This window comes from Sphingomonas sp., from assembly GCF_041661885.1.
Taxonomy (GTDB): Bacteria; Pseudomonadota; Alphaproteobacteria; order Sphingomonadales; family Sphingomonadaceae; genus Sphingomonas.
On the sequence record NZ_JBAZTL010000001.1, the window covers coordinates 768707 to 788066 of the forward strand.

Annotated in this window: 21 protein-coding genes and 1 other RNA gene; 12 read left to right on the forward strand and 10 right to left on the reverse strand. The window is 65.3% G+C overall.

The window, feature by feature from the left end; all coding sequences use genetic code 11:
• Window positions 1-2 precede the first annotated feature (2 nt).
• Window positions 3-1544: an exosortase A gene (gene xrtA, locus WC704_RS03785; RefSeq protein WP_372888629.1), complete on the forward strand. Its 1542-nt coding sequence runs from the start codon at window positions 3-5 to the stop codon at window positions 1542-1544.
• Window positions 1544-3433, forward strand: coding sequence for an XrtA/PEP-CTERM system amidotransferase (locus WC704_RS03790; protein WP_372888630.1), 1890 nt, complete (start codon window positions 1544-1546; stop codon window positions 3431-3433). The genes xrtA and WC704_RS03790 overlap by 1 nt, the downstream gene beginning before the upstream one ends.
• Here the strand turns inward: WC704_RS03790 and WC704_RS03795 are convergent.
• The 4 genes from WC704_RS03795 to WC704_RS03810 form a co-directional block, all read right to left on the reverse strand.
• Window positions 3430-3867: an MAPEG family protein gene (locus WC704_RS03795; protein WP_372888631.1), complete on the reverse strand. Its 438-nt coding sequence runs from the start codon at window positions 3865-3867 to the stop codon at window positions 3430-3432. The genes WC704_RS03790 and WC704_RS03795 overlap by 4 nt on opposite strands.
• 77 nt (window positions 3868-3944) lie before the next feature.
• Window positions 3945-4928 (reverse strand): alpha/beta hydrolase, encoded by a 984-nt coding sequence (locus WC704_RS03800; protein ID WP_372888632.1) that lies wholly within the window; start codon window positions 4926-4928, stop codon window positions 3945-3947.
• Window positions 4929-4967: 39 nt separating this feature from the next.
• Window positions 4968-6017 carry a deoxyhypusine synthase gene (locus WC704_RS03805; protein WP_372888633.1) on the reverse strand — a complete coding sequence of 350 codons (1050 nt, stop codon included), beginning with the start codon at window positions 6015-6017 and terminating at the stop codon, window positions 4968-4970.
• 139 nt (window positions 6018-6156) lie between these two features.
• Window positions 6157-7380: a type III PLP-dependent enzyme gene (locus WC704_RS03810; protein WP_372888634.1), complete on the reverse strand. Its 1224-nt coding sequence runs from the start codon at window positions 7378-7380 to the stop codon at window positions 6157-6159.
• 138 nt (window positions 7381-7518) lie between these two features.
• Here WC704_RS03810 and WC704_RS03815 point away from each other — a divergent pair, with 138 nt between their 5' ends.
• The gene (locus WC704_RS03815) at window positions 7519-8487 is read left to right on the forward strand and encodes a threonine/serine dehydratase (RefSeq protein ID WP_372888635.1); all 969 of its coding nucleotides are present in this window, start codon (window positions 7519-7521) and stop codon (window positions 8485-8487) included.
• A gap of 190 nt (window positions 8488-8677) precedes the next feature.
• The gene (locus WC704_RS03820; protein WP_372888636.1) at window positions 8678-8845 is read left to right on the forward strand and encodes a hypothetical protein; all 168 of its coding nucleotides are present in this window, start codon (window positions 8678-8680) and stop codon (window positions 8843-8845) included.
• A 43-nt stretch (window positions 8846-8888) separates the two neighbouring features.
• Here the strand turns inward: WC704_RS03820 and WC704_RS03825 are convergent, their stop codons facing one another.
• Entirely contained in the window at window positions 8889-9545 is a 657-nt protein-coding gene (locus tag WC704_RS03825) for an alpha/beta hydrolase (RefSeq protein ID WP_010402947.1), read from the reverse strand.
• A gap of 132 nt (window positions 9546-9677) precedes the next feature.
• Here WC704_RS03825 and WC704_RS03830 point away from each other — a divergent pair, with 132 nt between their 5' ends.
• The 5 genes from WC704_RS03830 (at window position 9678) to ffs (ending at window position 12597) form a co-directional block, all read left to right on the forward strand.
• Window positions 9678-10751 carry a cysteine desulfurase family protein gene (locus WC704_RS03830; protein WP_372888729.1) on the forward strand — a complete coding sequence of 358 codons (1074 nt, stop codon included), beginning with the start codon at window positions 9678-9680 and terminating at the stop codon, window positions 10749-10751.
• Window positions 10748-11839, forward strand: coding sequence for a cysteine desulfurase family protein (locus tag WC704_RS03835; protein ID WP_372888637.1), 1092 nt, complete (start codon window positions 10748-10750; stop codon window positions 11837-11839). Before WC704_RS03830 ends, WC704_RS03835 begins: the two co-directional genes overlap by 4 nt.
• Window positions 11836-12168 (forward strand): 2Fe-2S iron-sulfur cluster-binding protein, encoded by a 333-nt coding sequence (locus WC704_RS03840; protein ID WP_372888638.1) that lies wholly within the window; start codon window positions 11836-11838, stop codon window positions 12166-12168. Before WC704_RS03835 ends, WC704_RS03840 begins: the two co-directional genes overlap by 4 nt.
• Before the next feature lie 47 nt (window positions 12169-12215).
• Window positions 12216-12437: a hypothetical protein gene (locus WC704_RS03845; protein WP_372888639.1), complete on the forward strand. Its 222-nt coding sequence runs from the start codon at window positions 12216-12218 to the stop codon at window positions 12435-12437.
• Window positions 12438-12499: 62 nt separating this feature from the next.
• An RNA gene (ffs, locus tag WC704_RS03850) (signal recognition particle sRNA small type) lies at window positions 12500-12597 on the forward strand.
• A gap of 90 nt (window positions 12598-12687) precedes the next feature.
• Here the strand turns inward: ffs and WC704_RS03855 are convergent.
• Together WC704_RS03855 and WC704_RS03860 are read right to left on the reverse strand one after the other, a co-directional pair.
• Window positions 12688-13059 carry a VOC family protein gene (locus WC704_RS03855; protein WP_372888640.1) on the reverse strand — a complete coding sequence of 124 codons (372 nt, stop codon included), beginning with the start codon at window positions 13057-13059 and terminating at the stop codon, window positions 12688-12690.
• 115 nt (window positions 13060-13174) lie between these two features.
• Window positions 13175-13864, reverse strand: a complete 690-nt coding sequence (locus WC704_RS03860) for a helix-turn-helix transcriptional regulator (RefSeq protein ID WP_372888641.1) — start codon at window positions 13862-13864, stop codon at window positions 13175-13177.
• A 135-nt stretch (window positions 13865-13999) separates the two neighbouring features.
• Here WC704_RS03860 and WC704_RS03865 point away from each other — a divergent pair, with 135 nt between their 5' ends.
• Together WC704_RS03865 and WC704_RS03870 are read left to right on the forward strand one after the other, a co-directional pair.
• Window positions 14000-15700, forward strand: a complete 1701-nt coding sequence (locus WC704_RS03865; protein WP_372888642.1) for a DNA polymerase III subunit gamma/tau — start codon at window positions 14000-14002, stop codon at window positions 15698-15700.
• Window positions 15697-16020, forward strand: coding sequence for a YbaB/EbfC family nucleoid-associated protein (locus WC704_RS03870; protein ID WP_033963779.1), 324 nt, complete (start codon window positions 15697-15699; stop codon window positions 16018-16020). Before WC704_RS03865 ends, WC704_RS03870 begins: the two co-directional genes overlap by 4 nt.
• Window positions 16021-16112: 92 nt before the next feature.
• Here WC704_RS03870 and mtgA read toward each other — a convergent pair whose 3' ends face one another.
• The 3 genes from mtgA to WC704_RS03885 form a co-directional block, all read right to left on the reverse strand.
• Window positions 16113-16874: a monofunctional biosynthetic peptidoglycan transglycosylase gene (gene mtgA, locus WC704_RS03875; protein WP_372888643.1), complete on the reverse strand. Its 762-nt coding sequence runs from the start codon at window positions 16872-16874 to the stop codon at window positions 16113-16115.
• A 61-nt stretch (window positions 16875-16935) separates the two neighbouring features.
• Window positions 16936-17841 (reverse strand): RNA polymerase sigma factor RpoH, encoded by a 906-nt coding sequence (gene rpoH / locus WC704_RS03880; protein ID WP_372888644.1) that lies wholly within the window; start codon window positions 17839-17841, stop codon window positions 16936-16938.
• A 57-nt stretch (window positions 17842-17898) separates the two neighbouring features.
• The gene (locus WC704_RS03885) at window positions 17899-18849 is read right to left on the reverse strand and encodes an RluA family pseudouridine synthase (protein WP_372888645.1); all 951 of its coding nucleotides are present in this window, start codon (window positions 18847-18849) and stop codon (window positions 17899-17901) included.
• A 16-nt stretch (window positions 18850-18865) separates the two neighbouring features.
• Here WC704_RS03885 and WC704_RS03890 point away from each other — a divergent pair, with 16 nt between their 5' ends.
• Window positions 18866-19276 (forward strand): Mov34/MPN/PAD-1 family protein, encoded by a 411-nt coding sequence (locus WC704_RS03890; protein ID WP_372888646.1) that lies wholly within the window; start codon window positions 18866-18868, stop codon window positions 19274-19276.
• Window positions 19277-19360: the final 84 nt, after the last annotated feature.

The window sequence follows — 19360 nt, forward strand, 5'->3', positions numbered from 1 at the left end:
CGATGCGCGTTTCGGTCCAGCTCCGCATCGGGGCGATGCGTGCGCGCGAGGTCGGCGGCGCGTGGTCGCGGCAGGTGGCGCTGCTCGCAATAGTGGCGGTATTGCTGCTTGCACTGTTCTACGGCGACGTTCGTGCGCTGGCGTCGATTTGGTGGACCAGCACAACCTTCGGGCATTGCCTGTTCATTGCGCCCGTGGTCGGCTGGCTGGTTTGGCAACGGCGCGCGGGGTTGGCGGAACTGACGCCGGTGGCATGGGCGCCGGGGCTGACGCTGGTCACGTTGGGCGGGTTTGGCTGGCTGCTCGGCGATGCGGGGGGCGTCGCGCTTGCACGGCACTTCGGGCTGGTGCTGATGCTGCAGGGCGCGGTGGTGACGATGCTTGGCCCCAATGTCGCCCGCGCGCTGCTGTTTCCGCTGGCTTATGCGGTTTTCATGGTGCCCTTTGGCGAGGGGCTGGAGGAACCACTCCAGACCGCGACGGTCGCGCTGACGATGCCGCTGCTGCATCTGTTCGGCGTCCCGGCACACGTCGATGGCGTGCTCATCACCATCCCCAATGGCTATTTCGAGGTGGCCGAAGCGTGCTCGGGCGCGAAGTTCGTGATCGCGATGATCGCTTATGGCGTCCTCGTCGCCAATGTCTGTTTCGTGTCCTGGCGCAGGCGCGCGGTGTTCATGATGGTGGCGCTGGTGGTGCCGGTGCTGGCGAATGGCGTGCGCGCCTTCGGGACGATCTATGCGGCCTATCTCACCTCGGTCGAACGCGCGACCGGGTTCGACCATATCGTATATGGCTGGCTGTTCTTCGCGGCGGTGATGGCGGCGGTGCTGGCGATTGGCTGGCGCTGGTTCGACCGCGCACCCGATGCGCCGGTGTTCGATCCGGCGGCGCTGCAAACGCTGCCACGCTACCACTGCGATGCGGTGCTGGCGGCGGTGCTGATTTTGGGGCTTGCCGCGCTGTTCCCGGCCTGGTCGGCGGCGATTGCCGGGCGCGCGCAGGTGCTGCCCGCGCGGATTGCGCTGCCGGACGTACCGGGTTGGCATCGCGTCGCGCTCAGCACACGCGCGCCCTGGTCACCCAATTATCCTGGCGCGGACCATTTCCTGTTCGGTCGGTATGCCAACACCGCAGGCGATCAGGTCGATCTCGCCATCGCCGTTTATGGCAGCCAGCATGACGGCAAGGAGTTGGTGGCGTTCGGCGTGGGGGCATTGCGGGAAGATGATGTGTGGGTGCGGGTGGCAGACCTTCCTGATCTGGCGGGTGGAGCGGCGATGCGCATCACTGCGCCTGGGCCGGTCGAGCGGCAAGTGGTGACCTGGTATCGTGTCGGGGATGCGCTGACCTACAAGGGGCCAGTCGTGAAGCTGGAAACGCTGAAGGCCAAGCTGCTTGGCGGCCCGCAGCGCGCGGTCGCGGTGCACGTCTCGGCCGAGGCGGTTCCCGGCCACGATCCGCGCGCGGCGATGGCGGCGTTTGTCGCGGCGCTGGGGCCGATCGAACGGCTAGCTGATCGCAGCGCAGGGATGACCAACTGATGTGCGGCATTGCCGGTCTCTATTATCCCGCGACGCCAAAACCTGTTGATCCCGCACGGATCGCCGCGATGGCGGATGCACAAGCGCATCGTGGGCCGGATGGATCGGGCGTGTGGACCGCGCCTGGGGTGGGGCTGGGGCACCGACGGTTGTCGATCATCGACGTTGCCGGATCGCCGCAGCCGATGGCGAGCGTCGATGGCGCGCTGACCGTCACCTATAATGGCGAGATTTATAATTTCGCCGCCTTGCGCGCGGAGTTGCAGGCGCTGGGGGCGGTGTTCGTGACGGCGGGCGATACCGAGGTGCTGCTGCACGGCTGGGCGGTGTGGGGCCCGGCGCTGCTCGATCGGCTGAACGGGATGTTCGCCTTCGCGCTGCATGATGCACGGCGGCAATGCCTGTTCCTCGCGCGTGACCGACTGGGGGTAAAACCGCTCCATTATGTCGAACTGTCCGATGGCGCGGTGGCTTTCGCCTCGGAATTGAAGGGCCTGCTCGCGCACCCGCTGCTGCGGCGCTCGCCCGATATCCGCGCGGTCGAGGATTATATGGCGTTTGGCTATGTGCCCGACGACACTTGCCTTGTTGCGGGGGTGAAGAAGCTGCCCGCCGGGCACAGCCTGCTGATCGAACGCGGCAAGCCGGTGCCTGCGCCATCGCGCTGGTGGGACGTCGATTTCTCGTGCCGCGCAACGGGGTCCGTAAAGGCGCTCGAAGAAGAGCTGGTCGCGCTGCTGCGCGATGCGGTGACGTCGCGCATGGTGTCGGATGTGCCGCTCGGCGCGTTCCTGTCGGGCGGGGTCGACAGTTCGGCGGTGGTTGCGCTGATGGCCGAGGCGTCGCGCGGCGCGGTGCGCACCTGCACAATCGGGTTTGACGAAAACAGCCTCGATGAACGCCGCTATGCCGATGTGATCGCCGAGCGCTTCGCCACGCGGCACCGCGAGCGCGTGGTCGCGGCGGACGATTTCTCGCTGATCGACACGTTGGTTCATGCTTTTGACGAACCCTTTGCCGATGCGTCGGCGCTGGCGACCTACCGCGTGTGCGAACTGGCGCGCGAGGATGTGACGGTAGCCTTGTCGGGTGACGGAGCGGACGAGGCCTTTGCCGGATACCGCCGCTACAAGTTTCAGGCGGCGGAGGAGCGCGTGCGTGGGATGGTGCCCGCTTCGATCCGCGCGAACCTGTTCGGCACGCTGGGGCGCTGGTATCCCAAGGCCGATTGGGCGCCGCGCCCGCTCCGCGCCAAGACGACGCTGCTTGCGCTCGCCGAGGATGGCGCGGAGGGGTATGCCCGCTCGGTTGGGGTAACCACGCCTGCCTTGCGCGCGGCGCTGTTTACCGATCCCGCCCGCGCCGCGCTCGGCGGGCACCGCGCGGAGGATCGTTATGTCCGCTCGATGCGCGACGCCCCCGCGCGCGACGCGCTCGACCGCGCGCAATATGCCGATTTCCAGCATTGGTTGCCCGGTGACATCCTGACCAAGGCCGATCGCACCAGCATGGCGGTGGGGCTGGAGGCGCGCGAGCCGCTGCTCGATTATCGCCTGGTCGAGTTTGCGGCCAAACTGCCCGCCGACATGCGGTTGCGCGGCGGGCAGGGGAAGTGGCTGCTCAAGAAGGCGATGGAGCGGTATCTGCCGCGCGACATTCTATACCGGCCCAAAATGGGGTTCGTCACGCCGATCAGCGCCTGGTTTCGCGGAGCACTGGCGGATGAAGCGGCGGCGCTCGCCACATCGCGCGTGCTGATGGGTACGGGCTGGTTCGAACCGGTGACGATCGCGCGCCTCGCTGACGATCATCGCGCTGGCCGGGCGGACCACGGCCGTACCCTGTGGCAATTGGTGATGCTGGAACGCGCGATGGCGCGGCTGTTTTAGCCTGCGGGCGCAAACACCGCCATCGCCGCGTGCAGCGTCAGGGCGATCAACGCCAGCGATGCCCCCAGGAATAAAAAGAAGCGGATCGACACCTTGTTGATCGTTGCCTGCCACACACTGTGCGCAATACGCAGCGCCACATAGCCCCATGCAATCCAGGCGTTTACGCCGTTGCCGGTTCCTGTCAGTGCGATCACCCCGCAAACGGCGTAGAAGAGCGTCGGCTGTTCCATCAAATGGTTGTAATTGTGCGCCTTCCACTGCACTTTGCGCGGCAGGCGGCCATCGGCATCGCCCGCCTTGGTGCCGACCAGATTGGTCAGATCGATGCCCGAAGCCCGCATTGCTGGCAGGCGCGTTACCAGCATCCACACCAACATCACCAGCGACCAGGCGATGAGTGTCACGACGGGCTTCAGGATCTCGCTATGCATCGGTCATCTCCCCCCCTGTTTTTTGGGAGCGTGCCCGAAACATCCACGGTTCGCAATGATGGCGGTGTGCAGTGCCCTTACAGTCTGGGCAAGGCCGCGCTCCAGCGGGAGAACAGTTCGGGCCAATCGAGCGCTGGCGATCCCGGCGCGAGATGGAGCGCGCCGAAGCCATGCCCGCCATGCTGGAACAGGTGCATCTCGACCGGAACGCGCTCGCTCCGGGCCCGGTCAAGCATCAGCAGCGATTGTGCGATCGGCACGACCCCGTCATCCATCGCATGGGCGATGAAGAGTGGCGGTGCGCTGGAATCAAGGCGGTGCGCCGGATCGTAGCGATCGAGCATGGCGGCAGATGGCTTGGGCCCGATCAAATCGTTTACCGGCTCTGCCGGATCGAAACCGGCGGTCTGGAACGAGGTTACCGCATACACCAATCCGGCAAAATCGGGCCGGGCGGACAAATGGTCGGCTTGATCGACCGGCGCATAAACCGGGTCGGCATGGCCGACCGCGAGCATTCCGGCGAGATGCCCGCCTGCGGAAAATCCGATCGTGCCGAGCCGCGCCGGGTCGATTCCAAAGCGCGTCGCATTGGCGCGGATAAGCCGCATCGCACGCTGCGCATCTTGCAACGGCACATCCTCGCGCTTGGCCCAACCCTCACCGGGCAAGCGATATGCCAGCACGAACACGGTGATGCCGCGCGTATTCAACACGCGCGCAACGTCGATGCCTTCGTTGCTGACCGACACAAAGCCATAGCCGCCCCCGGGGAGGGACAGCACCGCGCGTCCGTCGGGTCGCGCCGGGCGGAATACCCCGACCGTTGGCACAGCAACGCCGCGCAGCCACAATTCCTTGCCCTGATAGCCATCGAAACTCGGCGCGGGCACGGGGAGCGTGGCCGGGGAGTTCGGCGCTTTGCCGGGCCAGAGCGGAAAGAACTCGGCTGGCGGCCATGATGGTGTGGCAGCGGGTTCCGCTGATTGCGCGAGGGCGACACTGGGCATTCCCAGCGTCGCCCCAACGGCACCTGCCAATACCAAACGTCTGTCCAACATTACCGCTCTCCTTGGGGATTCGCGGCAATGGTAACGGTTTCAGTCGAAGCTGGCACCCCAGCGGCGCTTCACGCGGTTCTTCCAAAGCCCGCGATGGTATGCGTCCGATGCCAGCAGCGGCATGACCGAACCGGCTTCGGCGAACACCATCTGTTCGATGCCGGTGTTGACCTTGCCCCACGATGCCGCTTCCTGCAGCGTCGAAGACGAGCAGGCGCCGTCGCGAACGTCGGCGACGGTGATCTGCACAGCGTACTTATGGACCTGCACGTCGTCATGGCCGAGGATTTCGGCGCAAACCACGGTGTCCTGGATGAAGTTCTTCGGCACGCCGCCGCCGATCATCAGCAAGCCGGTGGTGCCGGCCTTGACCTTGATGTCGGTCAGTTCGCGGAAATCGGCGATCGCGTCGAGCACCATGTACGGCTTACCTTCCTTGGCGCGATCGACCTGGTGCTTGACGAGGCCAAAGCCCGCCGAGGAATCGACGAACGCCGGGCAGAAGATCGGCACGTCATGCTCGTAGGCGAGCTTGACGAGGCTGTTGTCCTTCTTGCCGTTCTCGACGAGATACTTGCCCATCTCGCGGATGAACTCGCGGCTCGAATAAGGGCGCGGCTCGAGCGAATTGGCGATCTCGAGGATCGTATGGTCGCAATCCTGGAGCTGCTCTTCGTCGATGTACGTGTCGTAGATGCGGTCGATCAGCAGCGAGCGCAGCGTGTCATCATCCGGCACTTCGAGCGCCTGATAATGCTTGTGGCCGAGCCCTTCGAAGAAATCCATGTCGACGATCGACGCGCCGGTCGCGACGACGCCGTCGATCATGTTGTTGCGCAGCAGCTCGGCATAGAGATCCATGCAGCCGCCCGCCGAGGTCGACCCGGCGATGACGAGGAAGATCGAGCAATCGGGATCCGCGAGCATCTGGTTGTAGATGTCGGTCGCGCGGCCGAGGTCGCGGCTGGTGAAGCTCATCTTCTTCATCGCGTCGACGATCGGGCGCGCGTCGAACTTGGTGATGTCGATATGCTCGACGGTGGTCGAGAGCAGTTCGGCCTTGCGGTTGGTGTTAACGATGTCGTTCATCATTCTTCCTCATTCCCCTCCCGCTTGCGGGAGGGGTTAGGGGAGGGCATGTCGCCCTGGCCCCGATTGTAGACAGCCCCTCCCCCAACCCCTCCCGCAAGCGGGAGGGGAGGAAGAAGGCGATAGTGATAGCGCTGTGTTACAGCGTGACGACGTTCGAAGCGATCTCTGGCCGATCTTCGCCCAAATACAGCGACGCCATCGGCTCGTCTGCAACGATCACCGTCTCGTCCGATCCGAAACCGTTGAACGCGGTCCGCATCGCGGAGCCATAGGCGCCGAGCATCCCGATCTCGAGATAATCGCCGGCCTGTACGTCCGCCGGCAGATAGAAGGGACCGACCATATGGTCCATGTCATCGCAGGTCGGGCCGTAGAAGCTGAACGGCATGTCCTTCGATCGGCTTTCCGGCTCGCGCAGCAACTCGACCGGAAAGCGCCAGCCGAGATGCGCCGCATCGAACAACGCGCCATAAGCACCGTCGTTGATGTACAGCTCATCGCCGCGACGCTTTTCGACGCGCACGACGATCGAGCTGTATTCGGCGCACAACGCACGACCGGGCTCACACCACAGTTCGGACGAATAGCTGACCGGCAGCGATTCGAACGCACGGTGGATCGTCTCGAAATAGCGCTCGAGCGGGGGCGGCTCCATGCCCGGATAGGTCGAGGGGAAACCGCCACCGACGTCGATCACGTCGACCGTCACCGCCGCATCGACGATCGCGGCGCGCACGCGCTCCATCGCATTGGCATAGGCTTCGGGCGTCATCGCCTGGCTGCCGACATGGAAGCAGATGCCGAGCGCATCCGCCGCCTGGCGCGCCCGGAACAGCAATTCCTTGGTCTCGCCCGGTGCCGCGCCGAACTTCGACGCGAGGCTCAGCTTCGAATGCTCCGACGACACGCGGAGGCGGACGCACAGCGTCAGATCCTCGGCATGGTTGGTCGCCTGGACGATCTTCTCCAGCTCTTCCACGCTGTCGAGCGAGAACGTCCGCACGCCATAGTCGAAATAGGCCGAAGCGATTGCCTCGGATGCCTTGACCGGGTGCATGAAGCACAAGGTCGCATCCGGCAGCGTGCTCGCCACCAGCCGCACCTCGGCAATCGAGGCGACGTCGTAATGCGTGATTCCGCTATCCCACAAAATCTGCAGGAGCGCAGGGGATGGGTTCGCCTTAACCGCATACATCGAACGACCCGGGAACTTCTCGGCGAAGAACCGGGCCGCACGCGATGCCGCATGCGGACGAACCAGCGTGACCGGCTGAACCGGCCGCTGCTTAGCGATGTCGACACCAGTATTGGTAATCGAAGGGGTGGTCGCTAACCCCAGCGCGCGATGATGCTTGTGCAACTCAAGGGACCTCCAAGTGGCTTGCGCCTACGGTGAAAAAAGCTGCCTTGCGGTTGGAAGTCCCATGGGGCAGCGGATGGGCGAGATAGGGTCGCGTTTTTGTATTGTAAAGCGGTTTTGAAGCTGCGGAGATATTTGGTGACAATTTTAAGACAGCCGACGCGGGCCGGAGTGCGTGATGCCGCCGCAAAAGTGGCGGCAATCGTGCCGCAGACACCGCTTTTCGTGGTTGAAATTCATGGTGTTAGCGTTGCTTTCAAGGCCGAGTGCCTGCAGCCGATCGGCGCATTCAAACTGCGCGGGGCATGGCACCGATTGACGGCGATCGAACCCGCGGAGCGGGGAAAAGGCGTGGTGGCTTTCTCCTCGGGGAATCACGCGCAGGGAGTCGCGTGGGCGGCGCGGCGGCTCGCCATGCCCGCGACAATCGTGATGCCGGCTGACGCGCCCAAGGCCAAGCGCGAGGGGACGCTTGCGCTCGGCGCGGAGGTGGTGAGCTATGACCGTGCGACCGAGAGCCGCGAGAAGATCGCCGCGCGCCTGGCCGAAGCGCGCGGCGCGGTGCTGGTGCCGAGCTTCGACGATCCCTGGGTGATCGAGGGGCAGGGCAGCGCTGGGATAGAGGCGGCGGCACAGATGGCCACGCTCGGTTTGGGCACACCGGGTCGGGTGGTCATTCCCTGCGGTGGCGGCGGCTTGGCGGCGGGGCTTACGCTGGCCTTGCCGGAAGCGACAATCACGGTGGCGGAACCGGAGGGCTGGGATGACATGCGCCGCTCGCTGGAGGCGGGGTGGATCGAACCTGTCGGTGAGTCCCCGCCGCCAACCGCGTGCGATGCACTGCAGACGCTGCGGGTGTCGCCGCTAACCTTCGAGGTGCTGGCGCGGCGGGGAGCGACCGGAGTGGCGGTGAGTGAAGCGGAAATCAGCGCGGCGCAGCGCTGGGCGGCGGAGAAGTTGCGGCTGGTGGTGGAACCCGGCGGCGCGGTCGCGCTGGCGGCGATTCTGGCGGGCAAGGTGCCGGTCGAGCCGGGGTTGCTGGTGATCCTGTCGGGCGGGAATGTGGATTTGGCGGCTTATGGCGCGGTACTGGCGGGCAAGGTGTAATCCTCCCCGGCACGGGGAGGGGGACCATTTCGCCTTTCTTCGGCGAAATGGTGGAGGGGGCCCTCCGCTTGGCGCAGCGTTTGTGGCACGCCCCCACCACCGTTCGCTGAATGCTTACGGTCCCCCTCCCCGTGCCGGGGAGGATTCAGTGCAGTCGACTTCGCGTAGGCCGCACGGTTAGGAGTTAGGAATGACCGCTCTCGAAAACCTCGCACCCGCGCTCGCCATGCTCGCGGCGTTCGCCTGCCTCATCGGGGGCGTGGCGTTGATCGCCAAGCGTCAGAACGTGCGTAAGGGCGTGCTGATGCTGGTAATGGCGGCGGTGCTGGTGGGCAACGTCGTGATCTGGACGCTGTAACACGGCCCCGCGCCGCCTGACACGGCAGCGCGGGGGGAGCGGTTCACTTGATCGGCGAGTTGGGATCGAGTCGCATATCCAGATACTTATCAACCGACCCCATCAATTGCGGCATTTCATGTTCGAAGAAATGGTTCGCCTTGGGGATGGTGTCGTGGTGGATGGTGATGTGCTTTTGCGTGCGCAGCTTGTCGACCAGCTTCTGCGTCGCGAGCGGGGGCGAGACTTCGTCATTCTCGGCCTGGATAATGATGCCGCTCGCCGGACACGGCGCGAGGAAGGTGAAATCATACATATTGGCGGGCGGCGCGACCGAGATGAAGCCGCGAATTTCCGGGCGGCGCATCAACAACTGCATACCGATCCACGCGCCGAAGCTGACTCCGGCGATCCACGTGGTGGAGGCTTCGGGGTGGAAGCTCTGCACCCAGTCGAGCGCGCTGGCGGCATCGGACAGTTCGCCCACGCCATTGTCGAAGGTGCCCTGGCTCTTGCCGACGCCACGGAAATTGAAGCGTAGCGTCGCGAAACCGCGCCGCTGGAAGGTCTTGTAGAGCTCCATCACGATGTGGTTGTTCATCGTGCCGCCGGCTTGCGGATGCGGATGGAGGATCATCGCGACGGGTGCGCGCGGGCGGGGTGCGGGCGCGAAACGGCCTTCGAGACGACCATCGGGGCCGGGAAAAATGACTTCTGGCATCGGACCTGCTGACGGCAAAGAAATGGAACTCCATACCCAAGGCTTGGGCAGGATGAATTGGCCGCTATATAGGCTCGCACCCGCAACGTGCAATCATTGCCGAAGGTTGACATCACTTTGCCCGAATCTCCAATCCACCAGCGGCTGTATCTCGACCATGCCGCGACCACGCCGATGCGGCCCGCCGCCATTGCGGCGGTGGCGGCAGGGATGCGGGGCTGGGCCAATCCATCCTCGCCCCATGCCGAGGGTCGTGCGGCGCGGGCGGCGCTCGAACAGGCGCGGGCCGCGATTTCTGCCGCTTATGGCTGGCGGGGCGAAGCGATCCTGACGAGCGGCGCGAGCGAGTCGGTGGCGATTGCCTTGTCGCGCAGCGGGGTGGAGCGGCGGTTGATCTCGACGGTCGAGCATGATGCGGTGATTCGCGCTGGGCACGATGCGGGCGTGGTGCGGGTGGATGCGCAGGGGCTGCTCGATCTCGATGCGCTGACTGTGATGCTGGAACGCCCGCGCGCGATCGTGGCGGTGCAGTGGTGCAATAGCGAAACGGGCGTGCGGCAGCCGATCGCGGCGATTGCCGAGCGGGTTCATAACGCGGGCGGGCTGCTGCTGGTCGATGCCGCGCAAATGCCGGCGGGCGCCGATGCCGGGGTGGCGGACCATGCCGATTTCCTCGCGATTTCCGGGCATAAACGCGGTGGGCCGCCGGGGATCGGTGCTTTGCTGGTGCGCGACCTGGCGACGCTGACGCCGACGGGCGGGCAGGAGCGCGGGTATCGCGCGGGAACCGAGAATTTGCCGGGGGCGCTCGGCTTCGCAGCCGCATTGGCCGAGCCCGAGGATGTGGCACGGCTGGCGCCGCTGCGCGCGCGGCTCGACGATGCGATTGCGCGCTCGGGTGGCGAGGTGGTCGCCGCCGCCGCGCCGCGTCATCCCGCGATCGGGTCGTACCGGATGCCAGGGCTCGCCGCCGCGACACAGCTCATCCGCTTTGACATGGCGGGGATTGCGGTGTCGGCGGGCAGTGCGTGCTCGTCGGGCAGCATGAAACCGAGCCATGTGCTGGGGGCGATGGGGTGGAGCGTCGAGGCATCGCGCGAGGTGGTTCGCGTGAGTTTCGGGCGCGACACCGGCGCGGAAGATGTTGAGCGCTTCATCACCGAATGGCGCAGTGTCGCGCGATCGGCGCGGGCGTTTGCCGCATGATCTATCTCGATTATCAGGCGACCACGCCGCTCGCGCCCGAGGCATTGGACGCAATGCTGCCGTGGTTGCGCGACCATCATGCCAATCCGCATTCGGCGCATTCCGCCGGGCGCAAGGCCAGGGCGGTGGTGGAACTGGCGCGCGATCAGGTGGCGGCGTTGCTGCCTGCGGGCGGTACGCTCGCCTTTACCAGCGGCGCGACCGAGGCGCTCAACTGGGCGATCAAAGGGCTGGGCGGCCCGGTGGTGACGCTGGCGAGCGAACATGCCGCCGTGCTCGATACGGTCGCGGCGCTGCGCTCGGGCGGACAAGAGGTGACGGTGCTGCCGGTCGGGGCGGATGGGCTGGTCGATCTCGATCGCGCGCGCGCGGCGATCGCGCCGGGCACGAAACTGGTCGCGGCGATGCTGGTCAATAACGAGATTGGCGTAATCCAGCCGATCGCCGCGCTGGCCGAGATCGCCCATGCGGCGGGCGCGCTGCTGCTGTGCGACGCGGTGCAGGGCTATGGGCGGGTCGACATACCCGCCGGTTGTGATCTGGTCGCGGTGTCGGCGCACAAGATTTACGGGCCCAAGGGGATCGGGGCGTTGTGGGTGCGCGACGGGGTGACGCTCGCGCCGCTGCTGCACGGCGGCGGGCAGGAAGCGCTCGGGCGATCGGGCACGCTGTCGCCCGCTTTATGCGCCGGTTTCGGCGCGGCGGTGGCGCTGATGGCCGCGCGACGCGATGCGGATGCGGCACAGGTCGAGCGGTTGTGGGCGCTTGCCACCGAACGCCTTGGCCCCGGCTGGTCCATCAACGGTTCGCGCGACCGGCGCTATCACGGCAATCTCAACCTCCGGCGCGATGGGCTCGACGTGGCGCGGCTGATGTCGCGCCTGCGTGACGTCGCTTTCTCGGCGGGGTCGGCTTGTGCGAGCGGATCGGGTCGCGCGAGCCATGTCCTGCGCGCGATCGGCCTCAGCGAGGCGCAGGCGCGGTCGAGCCTCCGCCTGGGCTTCGGGCGTTATACCAGCGAGGCCGAATTGACCGACGCGATCGACCGCATCATGCTTGCCGCCGACGCGCAAAGGATCGCCGCATGACCCATGTCCGCTTCATCGGCACCGATGGCACCATTCGCGAGGTGGATGCGCCCGTCGGCGCGCGGTTGCTCGAAGTGGCGCAAGCCGATGGGCAACCGCTGGAGGGCACGTGCGAGGGGCAGATGGCGTGCTCCACCTGCCACGTCATCGTCGCCGCCGAGGATTTCGCCAAATTGCCCGCGCCGAGCGAGGATGAGGAGGACATGCTCGACCTTGCCGCAGGCGCAACGCGCACCAGCCGGCTGGCGTGCCAGATCGTGCTCGGGGCTGCGCTCGACCGGTTGACGGTGCGCATCCCGGGTGAAGTGCGGAACATGCAGGGCCGTTGATCATTTGCCTGTGTGTGCCGCCTCGGCACGTTACAGGAGATGATCCCATGAAATTCGCAGCCCTGATCTCGGCGGGCCTGATCGCCGCCGCAGCAATGGCCCCCGCCAGCGCGAGCGCACAGGTCGAGCGCCATCATGATCGCCGCGTCGAACGCACCGTCGTCCATACCGAGCGTAACCGCGGCTGGCGCCCGCACACCCGCAAAGTGTGCCGCGTGGTGTACCGCCATCACCAGCGCATCCGCACGTGCCGGACGGTGCGCCGCTAACCGCCCCGCTCGCCTTTGCGCGAGACAGGCTTGATCCTTCCGCCCGACCCCGCCATAGGCAGCGCGGGAGTCGGGCGGACGTGGTCGTCGCCAACCTGGTCAGATCCGGAAGGAAGCAGCCACAACGATTTCGCCGCGGGTCGTTCCGGCTCCCACCGCGCAGCCAGCGAAGCGAGGCTGCGCCCCGCTACGCTGGCAAGCGCGGCCGGCGGGCAAAGCCCGTCCGACGACCCGGCTTTGCCGGGGCGGTTCAAGTGGTAGCAGGCGCAAACACCCGAAGGCGATGCCCATCGGGATCGACCGCAACGAAGGTGAGACCGAAACTCATCTCGGTGGGCGTTTGAAGGATGGTCACGCCGCGCCGCTGCCAGGCGTCGTGCGTCGCGTCCACTGCCGCCGCGTCAGCAACGGAAAACGTCACTTCACTGGCTCCGGATTGACCGCTGCTTTGAGGTGCTACCGTGTCGCGTTCCCAAAGGCCTAACATGACGCCATCGCGCAACGGTAGCATCGAAAAGCCCGGTTTCTGGTCGATAATCGGAATGCCGAGCAGCGTTGTGTAAAATGTTGCGCTGGCTGCAGGGTCCGCGACGTGCAGCAGCAGAAAGCTGAAATCGGGCATTGAAGGTCTCCTCGCATCGGCAGCGCGGGAATTGCGTGCCGGCAGTGACCTTCTACGATCTCATGCTGTCAGTTTATGTCAGTAGTCGATTGCTCGCAGCGTTATCCCTCAAGCACTATTGCTCGGGAATGCCACGCAGCGTGCGCCACTCTTTGAGCATCGCGCCGCGTCGGCGTGGATAGCGACCGTCCGTCACGGCTAGCGCGGTGATTCGGTCGGTTCGGAAATGCCGATAACCACCGCGCAATTCGCACCATGCGACGACCACCCGCACGCGATCGTAAAAAGCCAGCGCAAACGGCCAGATGATACGCTGCGTCGCGCTGCCATGTTCGTCGGCATAGGCAATATGAAGCATCCGTTCGGACCGGATCGCCTGACGGATCGTGGGAAGTTCCGCGTCCCCGGCGGCGATTGGCGCACCCGGGCCGATCAACAGTCCCGAGGCATCGATGCCGTCCTTCAGATCGGGGGGTAATACTGCGCCGATCTTGGCAAGCACGTTGCGCGCGGCCTTGCCCAAAAGTCCGTCCGCGCGTTCCGAAACCCACCGTGATCCCAGCACCAATGCCTCGATCTCCTCTTCGGAGAACATCAGCGGCGGCAGCATGAAGCCCGGGCGAAGGACATAGCCTACACCGGCTTCACCGTCGATCTGTGCGCCTTGGGCCTTCAAGGCATCAATGTCGCGATACACGGTGCGCAGCGAGACGCCGAGTTCCTCGGCCAGCACTGCACCCGCCACAGCGCGACGATGTCGCCGCAAAAGCTGGATTAATTCGAGCAGCCGCTGTGCGCGAGACATGCTGGTCCTTCCAATATGGTCGTAAGGACCAATACTGCCATATTATGGCAGTATTGATTGTGCGCGCTTTCGGCAACGGGTCTTGGCACACCAACCCTTCGACAATTCCCCCCGCTGTCCTTAGATAGGGTAGCAATGTCCGACTCCCTTTATCCTGCTGACGAGACCCCCGGCTTCGACCTGGGTGAACCGCCCGCTCCGGCGAAGGGCGACGCGTACCGCGTCCTTGCGCGCAAATATCGGCCGCAGACCTTTGCCGAGTTGATCGGCCAGGATGCGATGGTCACCACGCTTGGCAATGCGATCCGGCGCGGGCGGCTGGCGCACGCCTTCCTCCTCACCGGTGTGCGCGGGGTCGGCAAGACCTCGACCGCCCGCCTGCTCGCCAAGGCGCTCAATTGCGTTGGGCCGGACGGGCAGGGTGGTCCGACGATCAACCCGTGCGGCGTGTGCGAGCCGTGCGTCGGTATTGCCGAGGGGCGGCATATCGACGTGATCGAGATGGACGCCGCCAGCCATACCGGCGTCGACGACATGCGCGCGGTGATCGATGCCTCGCGGATGACGGCGTTCGTTGCGCGCTACAAGATCTACATCATCGACGAAGTTCACATGCTGTCGAAGAACGCGTTCAACGCGCTGTTGAAGACGCTGGAGGAACCCGCCGAGGGCGTGAAGTTCGTGCTGGCGACGACCGAGGTCAACAAGGTGCCGGTGACGGTGCTGTCGCGATGCCAGCGCTTCGATTTGCGGCGCATTCCGGCGGACTTGCTGGCCGAGCATTTCGCGCGCGTGGTCGCAGCCGAGGGTGTCGAGGCCGAGCCCGAGGCGCTGGGGCTGATCGCGCGCGCGGCGGAAGGGTCGGCGCGCGACGGGCTGTCGATCCTCGATCAGGCGATTGCCCATGCCGATATGGATGGCGGCGCGGTGAGCGCGGGCGCGGTGCGCGATATGCTGGGGCTCTCCGATCGTGGCGCGATCCGCGATTTGATGACGCTGTTGCTTTCGGGCGACGGGATCGGTGCGCTGGCGGCGCTCAGGCGGCAATATGATCTTGGGGTGGACCCGCTCGGCGTGCTGCGCGGGCTGCTCGAAACCGTTCACGCCACCACCTTGGTCAAGCTCGGCGCGGCGCAGGAAGCCGGACAGGCGACCGAGGAGCGCGAGGCGCTGCTGGATTGGGCCGCGTCGCTGTCCTTCGCCGCGCTGCACCGGCTGTGGCAATTGCTGCTCAAGGGCCATGACGAAGTCGCGCGCGCGGCGATGCCGATCGAGGCGTGCGAAATGGCGCTGCTGCGGCTGGTCCATGCCTCGACCTTGCCCGATCCGGGCGAGCTGGCGCGGATGATCGCAAATGGCGTGCCGCTTGGCACATCTTCTCCGTCACCGGTCGCACCGGCAGCGCTTCCGGCCCCTGCGCCCGAGGCGGTGGTGGTTGACCAGGACATGCCGCGCTCGATCAGCCAGATCGTCGCCTTGCTGGAAGGTGCGGGCGAGCTCGCGCTGGCGTCGCGCGTGGTGCATCACGCCAGCATCGTCAGCCTTGATGGCAGCGATCTGGTGCTAAGCTCGGCGCGGCCGATTTCGCCCGATCTGGTCACTGAATTGGCGATCACGCTGAAGCGCGTCACCGGGCGTGGCTGGAAAGTGACGACTGCGCCGACACCGGGGGCGCCGACGGTGCGTGAGGCCGAGGCGGCGCAACGCGAGGCGTTCAAGGCCGAAATTCTGGCGGTGCCGGTCATCGCCGCCGCGCTGGAGGCGTTTCCCGACGCCGAAGTTCCCGAAACCGAAATCGACCGCCTGCTGGCGGCGAAACGGAGTGTAACCGCATGAAAAGCATCGAAGACATCATGGCGATGGCGCAAAACGTCCAGGCCGAACTCACCAAGGCGCAGGACGGGCTCGACAAGATCGAGGTCGAAGGCGTCGCGGGCGGTGGTTTGGTCAAGGTGCGCGCCTCGGCCAAGGGGCGGATCATCGGCATCGACATCGACGAATCACTGTTGCAGCCAAGCGAAAAGCAGATCGTCGAGGATCTCGTCGTCGCCGCGTTCAACGACGCCAAGGCCAAGGCCGATGCGGCGTCGGGTGCCGAAATGGCCAAAATGACCAGCGGCATCCCGCTGCCGCCGGGGTTCAAGCTGCCGTTCTGATCGGGGGTTAGCCTATTGTGTACCGTTGCTTCCCCGGCCTGCGCCGGGGAAGCGCGTTTTTGAGGCGGGAAAAATCGGCGAGGAGCGCGCGCCTAGCGCAGGCAGCGGTCCAGCCCGTCATTGCGGACGACGCCCACCCGGCGGGTGATGGCGTTGCCGTGGCGGCGGGTGAATCCACGCGGCGCGATCGCGGCGCGCTTTTTGGGCAGCGGCAGGACGGCGGCAATCCGCCCGGCTTCATCCGGCGTCAGGTGCGAGGCGTCGTGGCCGAAATAACGCCGGGACGCCGCATCGACGCCATAGGTGCCGATGCCGGTCTCGGCGACGTTGAGATAGACTTCCATGATCCGGCGCTTGCCCCAAATCGTTTCGATCAGGACGGTGAAATACGCCTCCAGCGCCTTGCGCGGATAGCCGCCGCCCTGGATCAGGAAGACATTTTTGGCGGTTTGCTGGCTGATCGTCGAGCCGCCACGAATACGCCCGCCATTGGCATTGCGCAGATACGCGGTTTCGATCGCCTGCAGGTCAAAACCGTTATGCAGGCAAAAGCGCGAATCCTCACCCGCAATTGCCGCGCGCGCCATGTTGCGATCGATCTGTGACAGCGGTCGCCACGATTTGGCGATGCCGTGGCCACCGAGCGCATCGCCGACCATCGTCAGCGTGATTGGTGGCGGCACGAAGCGGTATAGCACAACCATGAAGACCGACACGACAAGGAACGCGACAATGGCGCGCAGTACCCAGCCGAGCACGCGCCCAAACAGGCCGCGTTTCGGGCGAATGGCGGCCCTCCCGATCAGTTTCGGCTCCTGTGCGTTTGTCCCGACATAGGCGTTCTCTGCTTCCATGACATGCTCCCGCAGCATTCCGTAGCGCGGGAGCAATGTCGAGGAAAGGAACCCGATGTGTTCAGGCGGCGACCAGCATCCGGTTGTCGCCAGCGATACGCATCATCGCCTTTTGCAGCTTCTCGAACGCGCGCACCTCGATCTGGCGAACCCGCTCGCGCGAGACGCCATAGACCTGGCTCAACTCCTCGAGCGTCTTGGGCTCGTCGGTCAGGCGACGCTCGGTCAGGATGAACTTTTCGCGCTCGTTGAGGTCATCCATCGCCGCGGTCAGCATTTCGTGGCGGACATCGGCTTCCTGCGCGTCGGCCACGACGGTGTCCTGCAAGGGCGAATCGTCGGCCAGCCAATCCTGCCACTGGCCCTCGCCATCTTCGCGCATCGGCACGTTGAGCGAGGTATCCCCGCCCATCGCCATGCGGCGGTTCATGCTGGTGACTTCTTCCTCGGTCACGCCCAGATCCTTGGCGATCTTCGCGAGATGCTCGGGCGAAAGGTCCCCATCCTCGAACGCGTCGAGCTTGGATTTCATCCGGCGCAGATTGAAGAACAGCTTCTTCTGCGCGGCGGTGGTGCCCATTTTCACCAGGCTCCACGAGCGCAGGATGAATTCCTGGATCGAGGCGCGAATCCACCACATCGCATAGGTCGCGAGACGGAAGCCGCGATCGGCCTCAAACTTCTTCACGCCTTGCATCAGGCCGATATTGCCCTCCGAAATGAGCTCGGAAACGGGCAGGCCATAACCGCGATAGCCCATCGCGATCTTGGCCACGAGCCGCAGATGCGAGGTGACCAACTGCGCAGCGGCGTCGGTGTCGCCATGCTCCTCGAAGCGTTTGGCGAGCATATATTCCTGCTCGGGCGCGAGGATCGGAAATTTCTTGATCTCCGACAGGTAGCGATTGAGGCTCGCCTCGCCGCCAAGGGCGGGGATCGTCGCGGGGACGTTGCTGCGGGCTGCCATGATCGTGTCTCCCTTTATCCAAGCTGGCTCGTGCCGAAGGCACACACCAGCCGAAACCTATACAAACAGTTTATAGAACAGTTCCTGCATGTCGGCAGGCATTTCGCTATCGAACGCCAAAGCGTTACTTGTCACCGGATGAATGAACCCCAAACGGGCGGCGTGCAACGCTTGACGCCGGAAACCCAAGGTTTCCAAAGTGGCTTTGTGTCCTTGCTTTGTTCTACCGTAAACCGGGTCCCCGAGCAAGGGGTGACCGAGCGAGGCCATATGCACGCGGACCTGGTGCGTTCGGCCCGTCTCCAGCCGACATTCGACCAACGCAGCGTCCCTTAAGCGTTCGATCGTGGTAAAATGCGTCACCGCGCGCTTGCCACCAGCCACGATGGCGATTTTTTTGCGGTTGGAGGGCGATCGCGCAAGCGGCGCGTCAACCGTTCCGGCGGGCGGGGCGGGCTGCCCCGACACGATCGCCTTATAGCGCCGGTCGATGCTGTGGTCGTGAAATTGCCGGGCGAGGCCCTCATGCGCGCGATCGGTCTTGGCGGCGACCATCAGGCCCGACGTATCCTTGTCGATGCGGTGGACAATCCCCGGTCGGGCGACGCCGCCGATGCCGGAAAGGTTGCCCGCGCAGTGATGGAGCAGCGCGTTGACCAAAGTACCGTCGGCATTCCCCGCCGCCGGATGGACAACCAGCCCCGCCTGTTTGTCGATCACGATCAGCTCATCATCCTCGAACACAATGTTGAGCGCGATGTCCTGCGCTGCGTTATGCGAAGGGGTAGGGGCGGGGACGGTGACCAGATAAAGCCCGCCGGCAATCGCCTTGCCCGACGGATCATTGGCGACACGCCCGCGCGGATCGGTGACGGCACCGCTCGCGATCAACGCCTTCAGCCGCTCGCGCGAGACGTCGGGCAACGCATCGGCCAGCGCGCGGTCGAGGCGTACCCCTTGCGCGGTCGCGGATATCCGCGCTTCAAGTGTGGCTACCCCCCGGTTCATGGGCTAGAATCTGGGCATGGCGTTGGAGATTTCAAGCACTCTGCTGGCACGACTGCTAAACGAAGCCGCAAAGGCGCCCGAACAGGAGGTCTGTGGCCTGCTGTTTGGCACCACGACGCGGCTGGAGGCGGTGCGTCCATGCCGGAATGTCGCAGTGGAGCCCGCGCGCGCTTTCGAGATCGACCCTGCCGCCTTGATTGCGGCGCATCGGGCCGCGCGCGACGGCGGCCCTGCGATCGTCGGATACTACCATTCGCACCCGAGCGGGAGCGCATTTCCTTCCGCGCGTGATGCCGCGGCGGCGGCGGCCGACGGGACAATCTGGATCATCATCGCCGCGCAGGACATCGCTTGCTACCGCGCGGTTTGCGATGGCGCGCATGTCGGGCGGTTCGATCCGGTGCCCCATCTGATCGTGGCACCGTAACGCCAACCGTGGCACAGTGGCTTGCTTCCTTCGCCGTGCATCGCCAGAAGAGCGATCAAGTCATGATCCGAAAGCCAAACAACC

What these genes read in the sequence shown, in the direction of transcription:
- rpoH (WP_372888644.1), bottom strand. Translation starts at nt 17,841, where the DNA reads ATGGCAGCCCGCAGCAACGTCCCCGCGACGATCCCCGCCCTTGGCGGC.
- WC704_RS03855 (WP_372888640.1), bottom strand. Translation starts at nt 13,059, where the DNA reads ATGCCCGATTTCAGCTTTCTGCTGCTGCACGTCGCGGACCCTGCAGCC.
- WC704_RS03790 (WP_372888630.1), top strand. Translation starts at nt 1,544, where the DNA reads ATGTGCGGCATTGCCGGTCTCTATTATCCCGCGACGCCAAAACCTGTT.
- WC704_RS03820 (WP_372888636.1), top strand. Translation starts at nt 8,678, where the DNA reads ATGACCGCTCTCGAAAACCTCGCACCCGCGCTCGCCATGCTCGCGGCG.
- WC704_RS03835 (WP_372888637.1), top strand. Translation starts at nt 10,748, where the DNA reads ATGATCTATCTCGATTATCAGGCGACCACGCCGCTCGCGCCCGAGGCA.
- WC704_RS03845 (WP_372888639.1), top strand. Translation starts at nt 12,216, where the DNA reads ATGAAATTCGCAGCCCTGATCTCGGCGGGCCTGATCGCCGCCGCAGCA.
- WC704_RS03800 (WP_372888632.1), bottom strand. Translation starts at nt 4,928, where the DNA reads ATGTTGGACAGACGTTTGGTATTGGCAGGTGCCGTTGGGGCGACGCTG.
- WC704_RS03870 (WP_033963779.1), top strand. Translation starts at nt 15,697, where the DNA reads ATGAAAAGCATCGAAGACATCATGGCGATGGCGCAAAACGTCCAGGCC.
- mtgA (WP_372888643.1), bottom strand. Translation starts at nt 16,874, where the DNA reads ATGGAAGCAGAGAACGCCTATGTCGGGACAAACGCACAGGAGCCGAAA.
- WC704_RS03890 (WP_372888646.1), top strand. Translation starts at nt 18,866, where the DNA reads ATGGCGTTGGAGATTTCAAGCACTCTGCTGGCACGACTGCTAAACGAA.
- xrtA (WP_372888629.1), top strand. Translation starts at nt 3, where the DNA reads ATGCGCGTTTCGGTCCAGCTCCGCATCGGGGCGATGCGTGCGCGCGAG.
- WC704_RS03860 (WP_372888641.1), bottom strand. Translation starts at nt 13,864, where the DNA reads ATGTCTCGCGCACAGCGGCTGCTCGAATTAATCCAGCTTTTGCGGCGA.
- WC704_RS03805 (WP_372888633.1), bottom strand. Translation starts at nt 6,017, where the DNA reads ATGAACGACATCGTTAACACCAACCGCAAGGCCGAACTGCTCTCGACC.
- WC704_RS03795 (WP_372888631.1), bottom strand. Translation starts at nt 3,867, where the DNA reads ATGCATAGCGAGATCCTGAAGCCCGTCGTGACACTCATCGCCTGGTCG.
- WC704_RS03825 (WP_010402947.1), bottom strand. Translation starts at nt 9,545, where the DNA reads ATGCCAGAAGTCATTTTTCCCGGCCCCGATGGTCGTCTCGAAGGCCGT.
- WC704_RS03840 (WP_372888638.1), top strand. Translation starts at nt 11,836, where the DNA reads ATGACCCATGTCCGCTTCATCGGCACCGATGGCACCATTCGCGAGGTG.
- WC704_RS03885 (WP_372888645.1), bottom strand. Translation starts at nt 18,849, where the DNA reads ATGAACCGGGGGGTAGCCACACTTGAAGCGCGGATATCCGCGACCGCG.
- WC704_RS03865 (WP_372888642.1), top strand. Translation starts at nt 14,000, where the DNA reads ATGTCCGACTCCCTTTATCCTGCTGACGAGACCCCCGGCTTCGACCTG.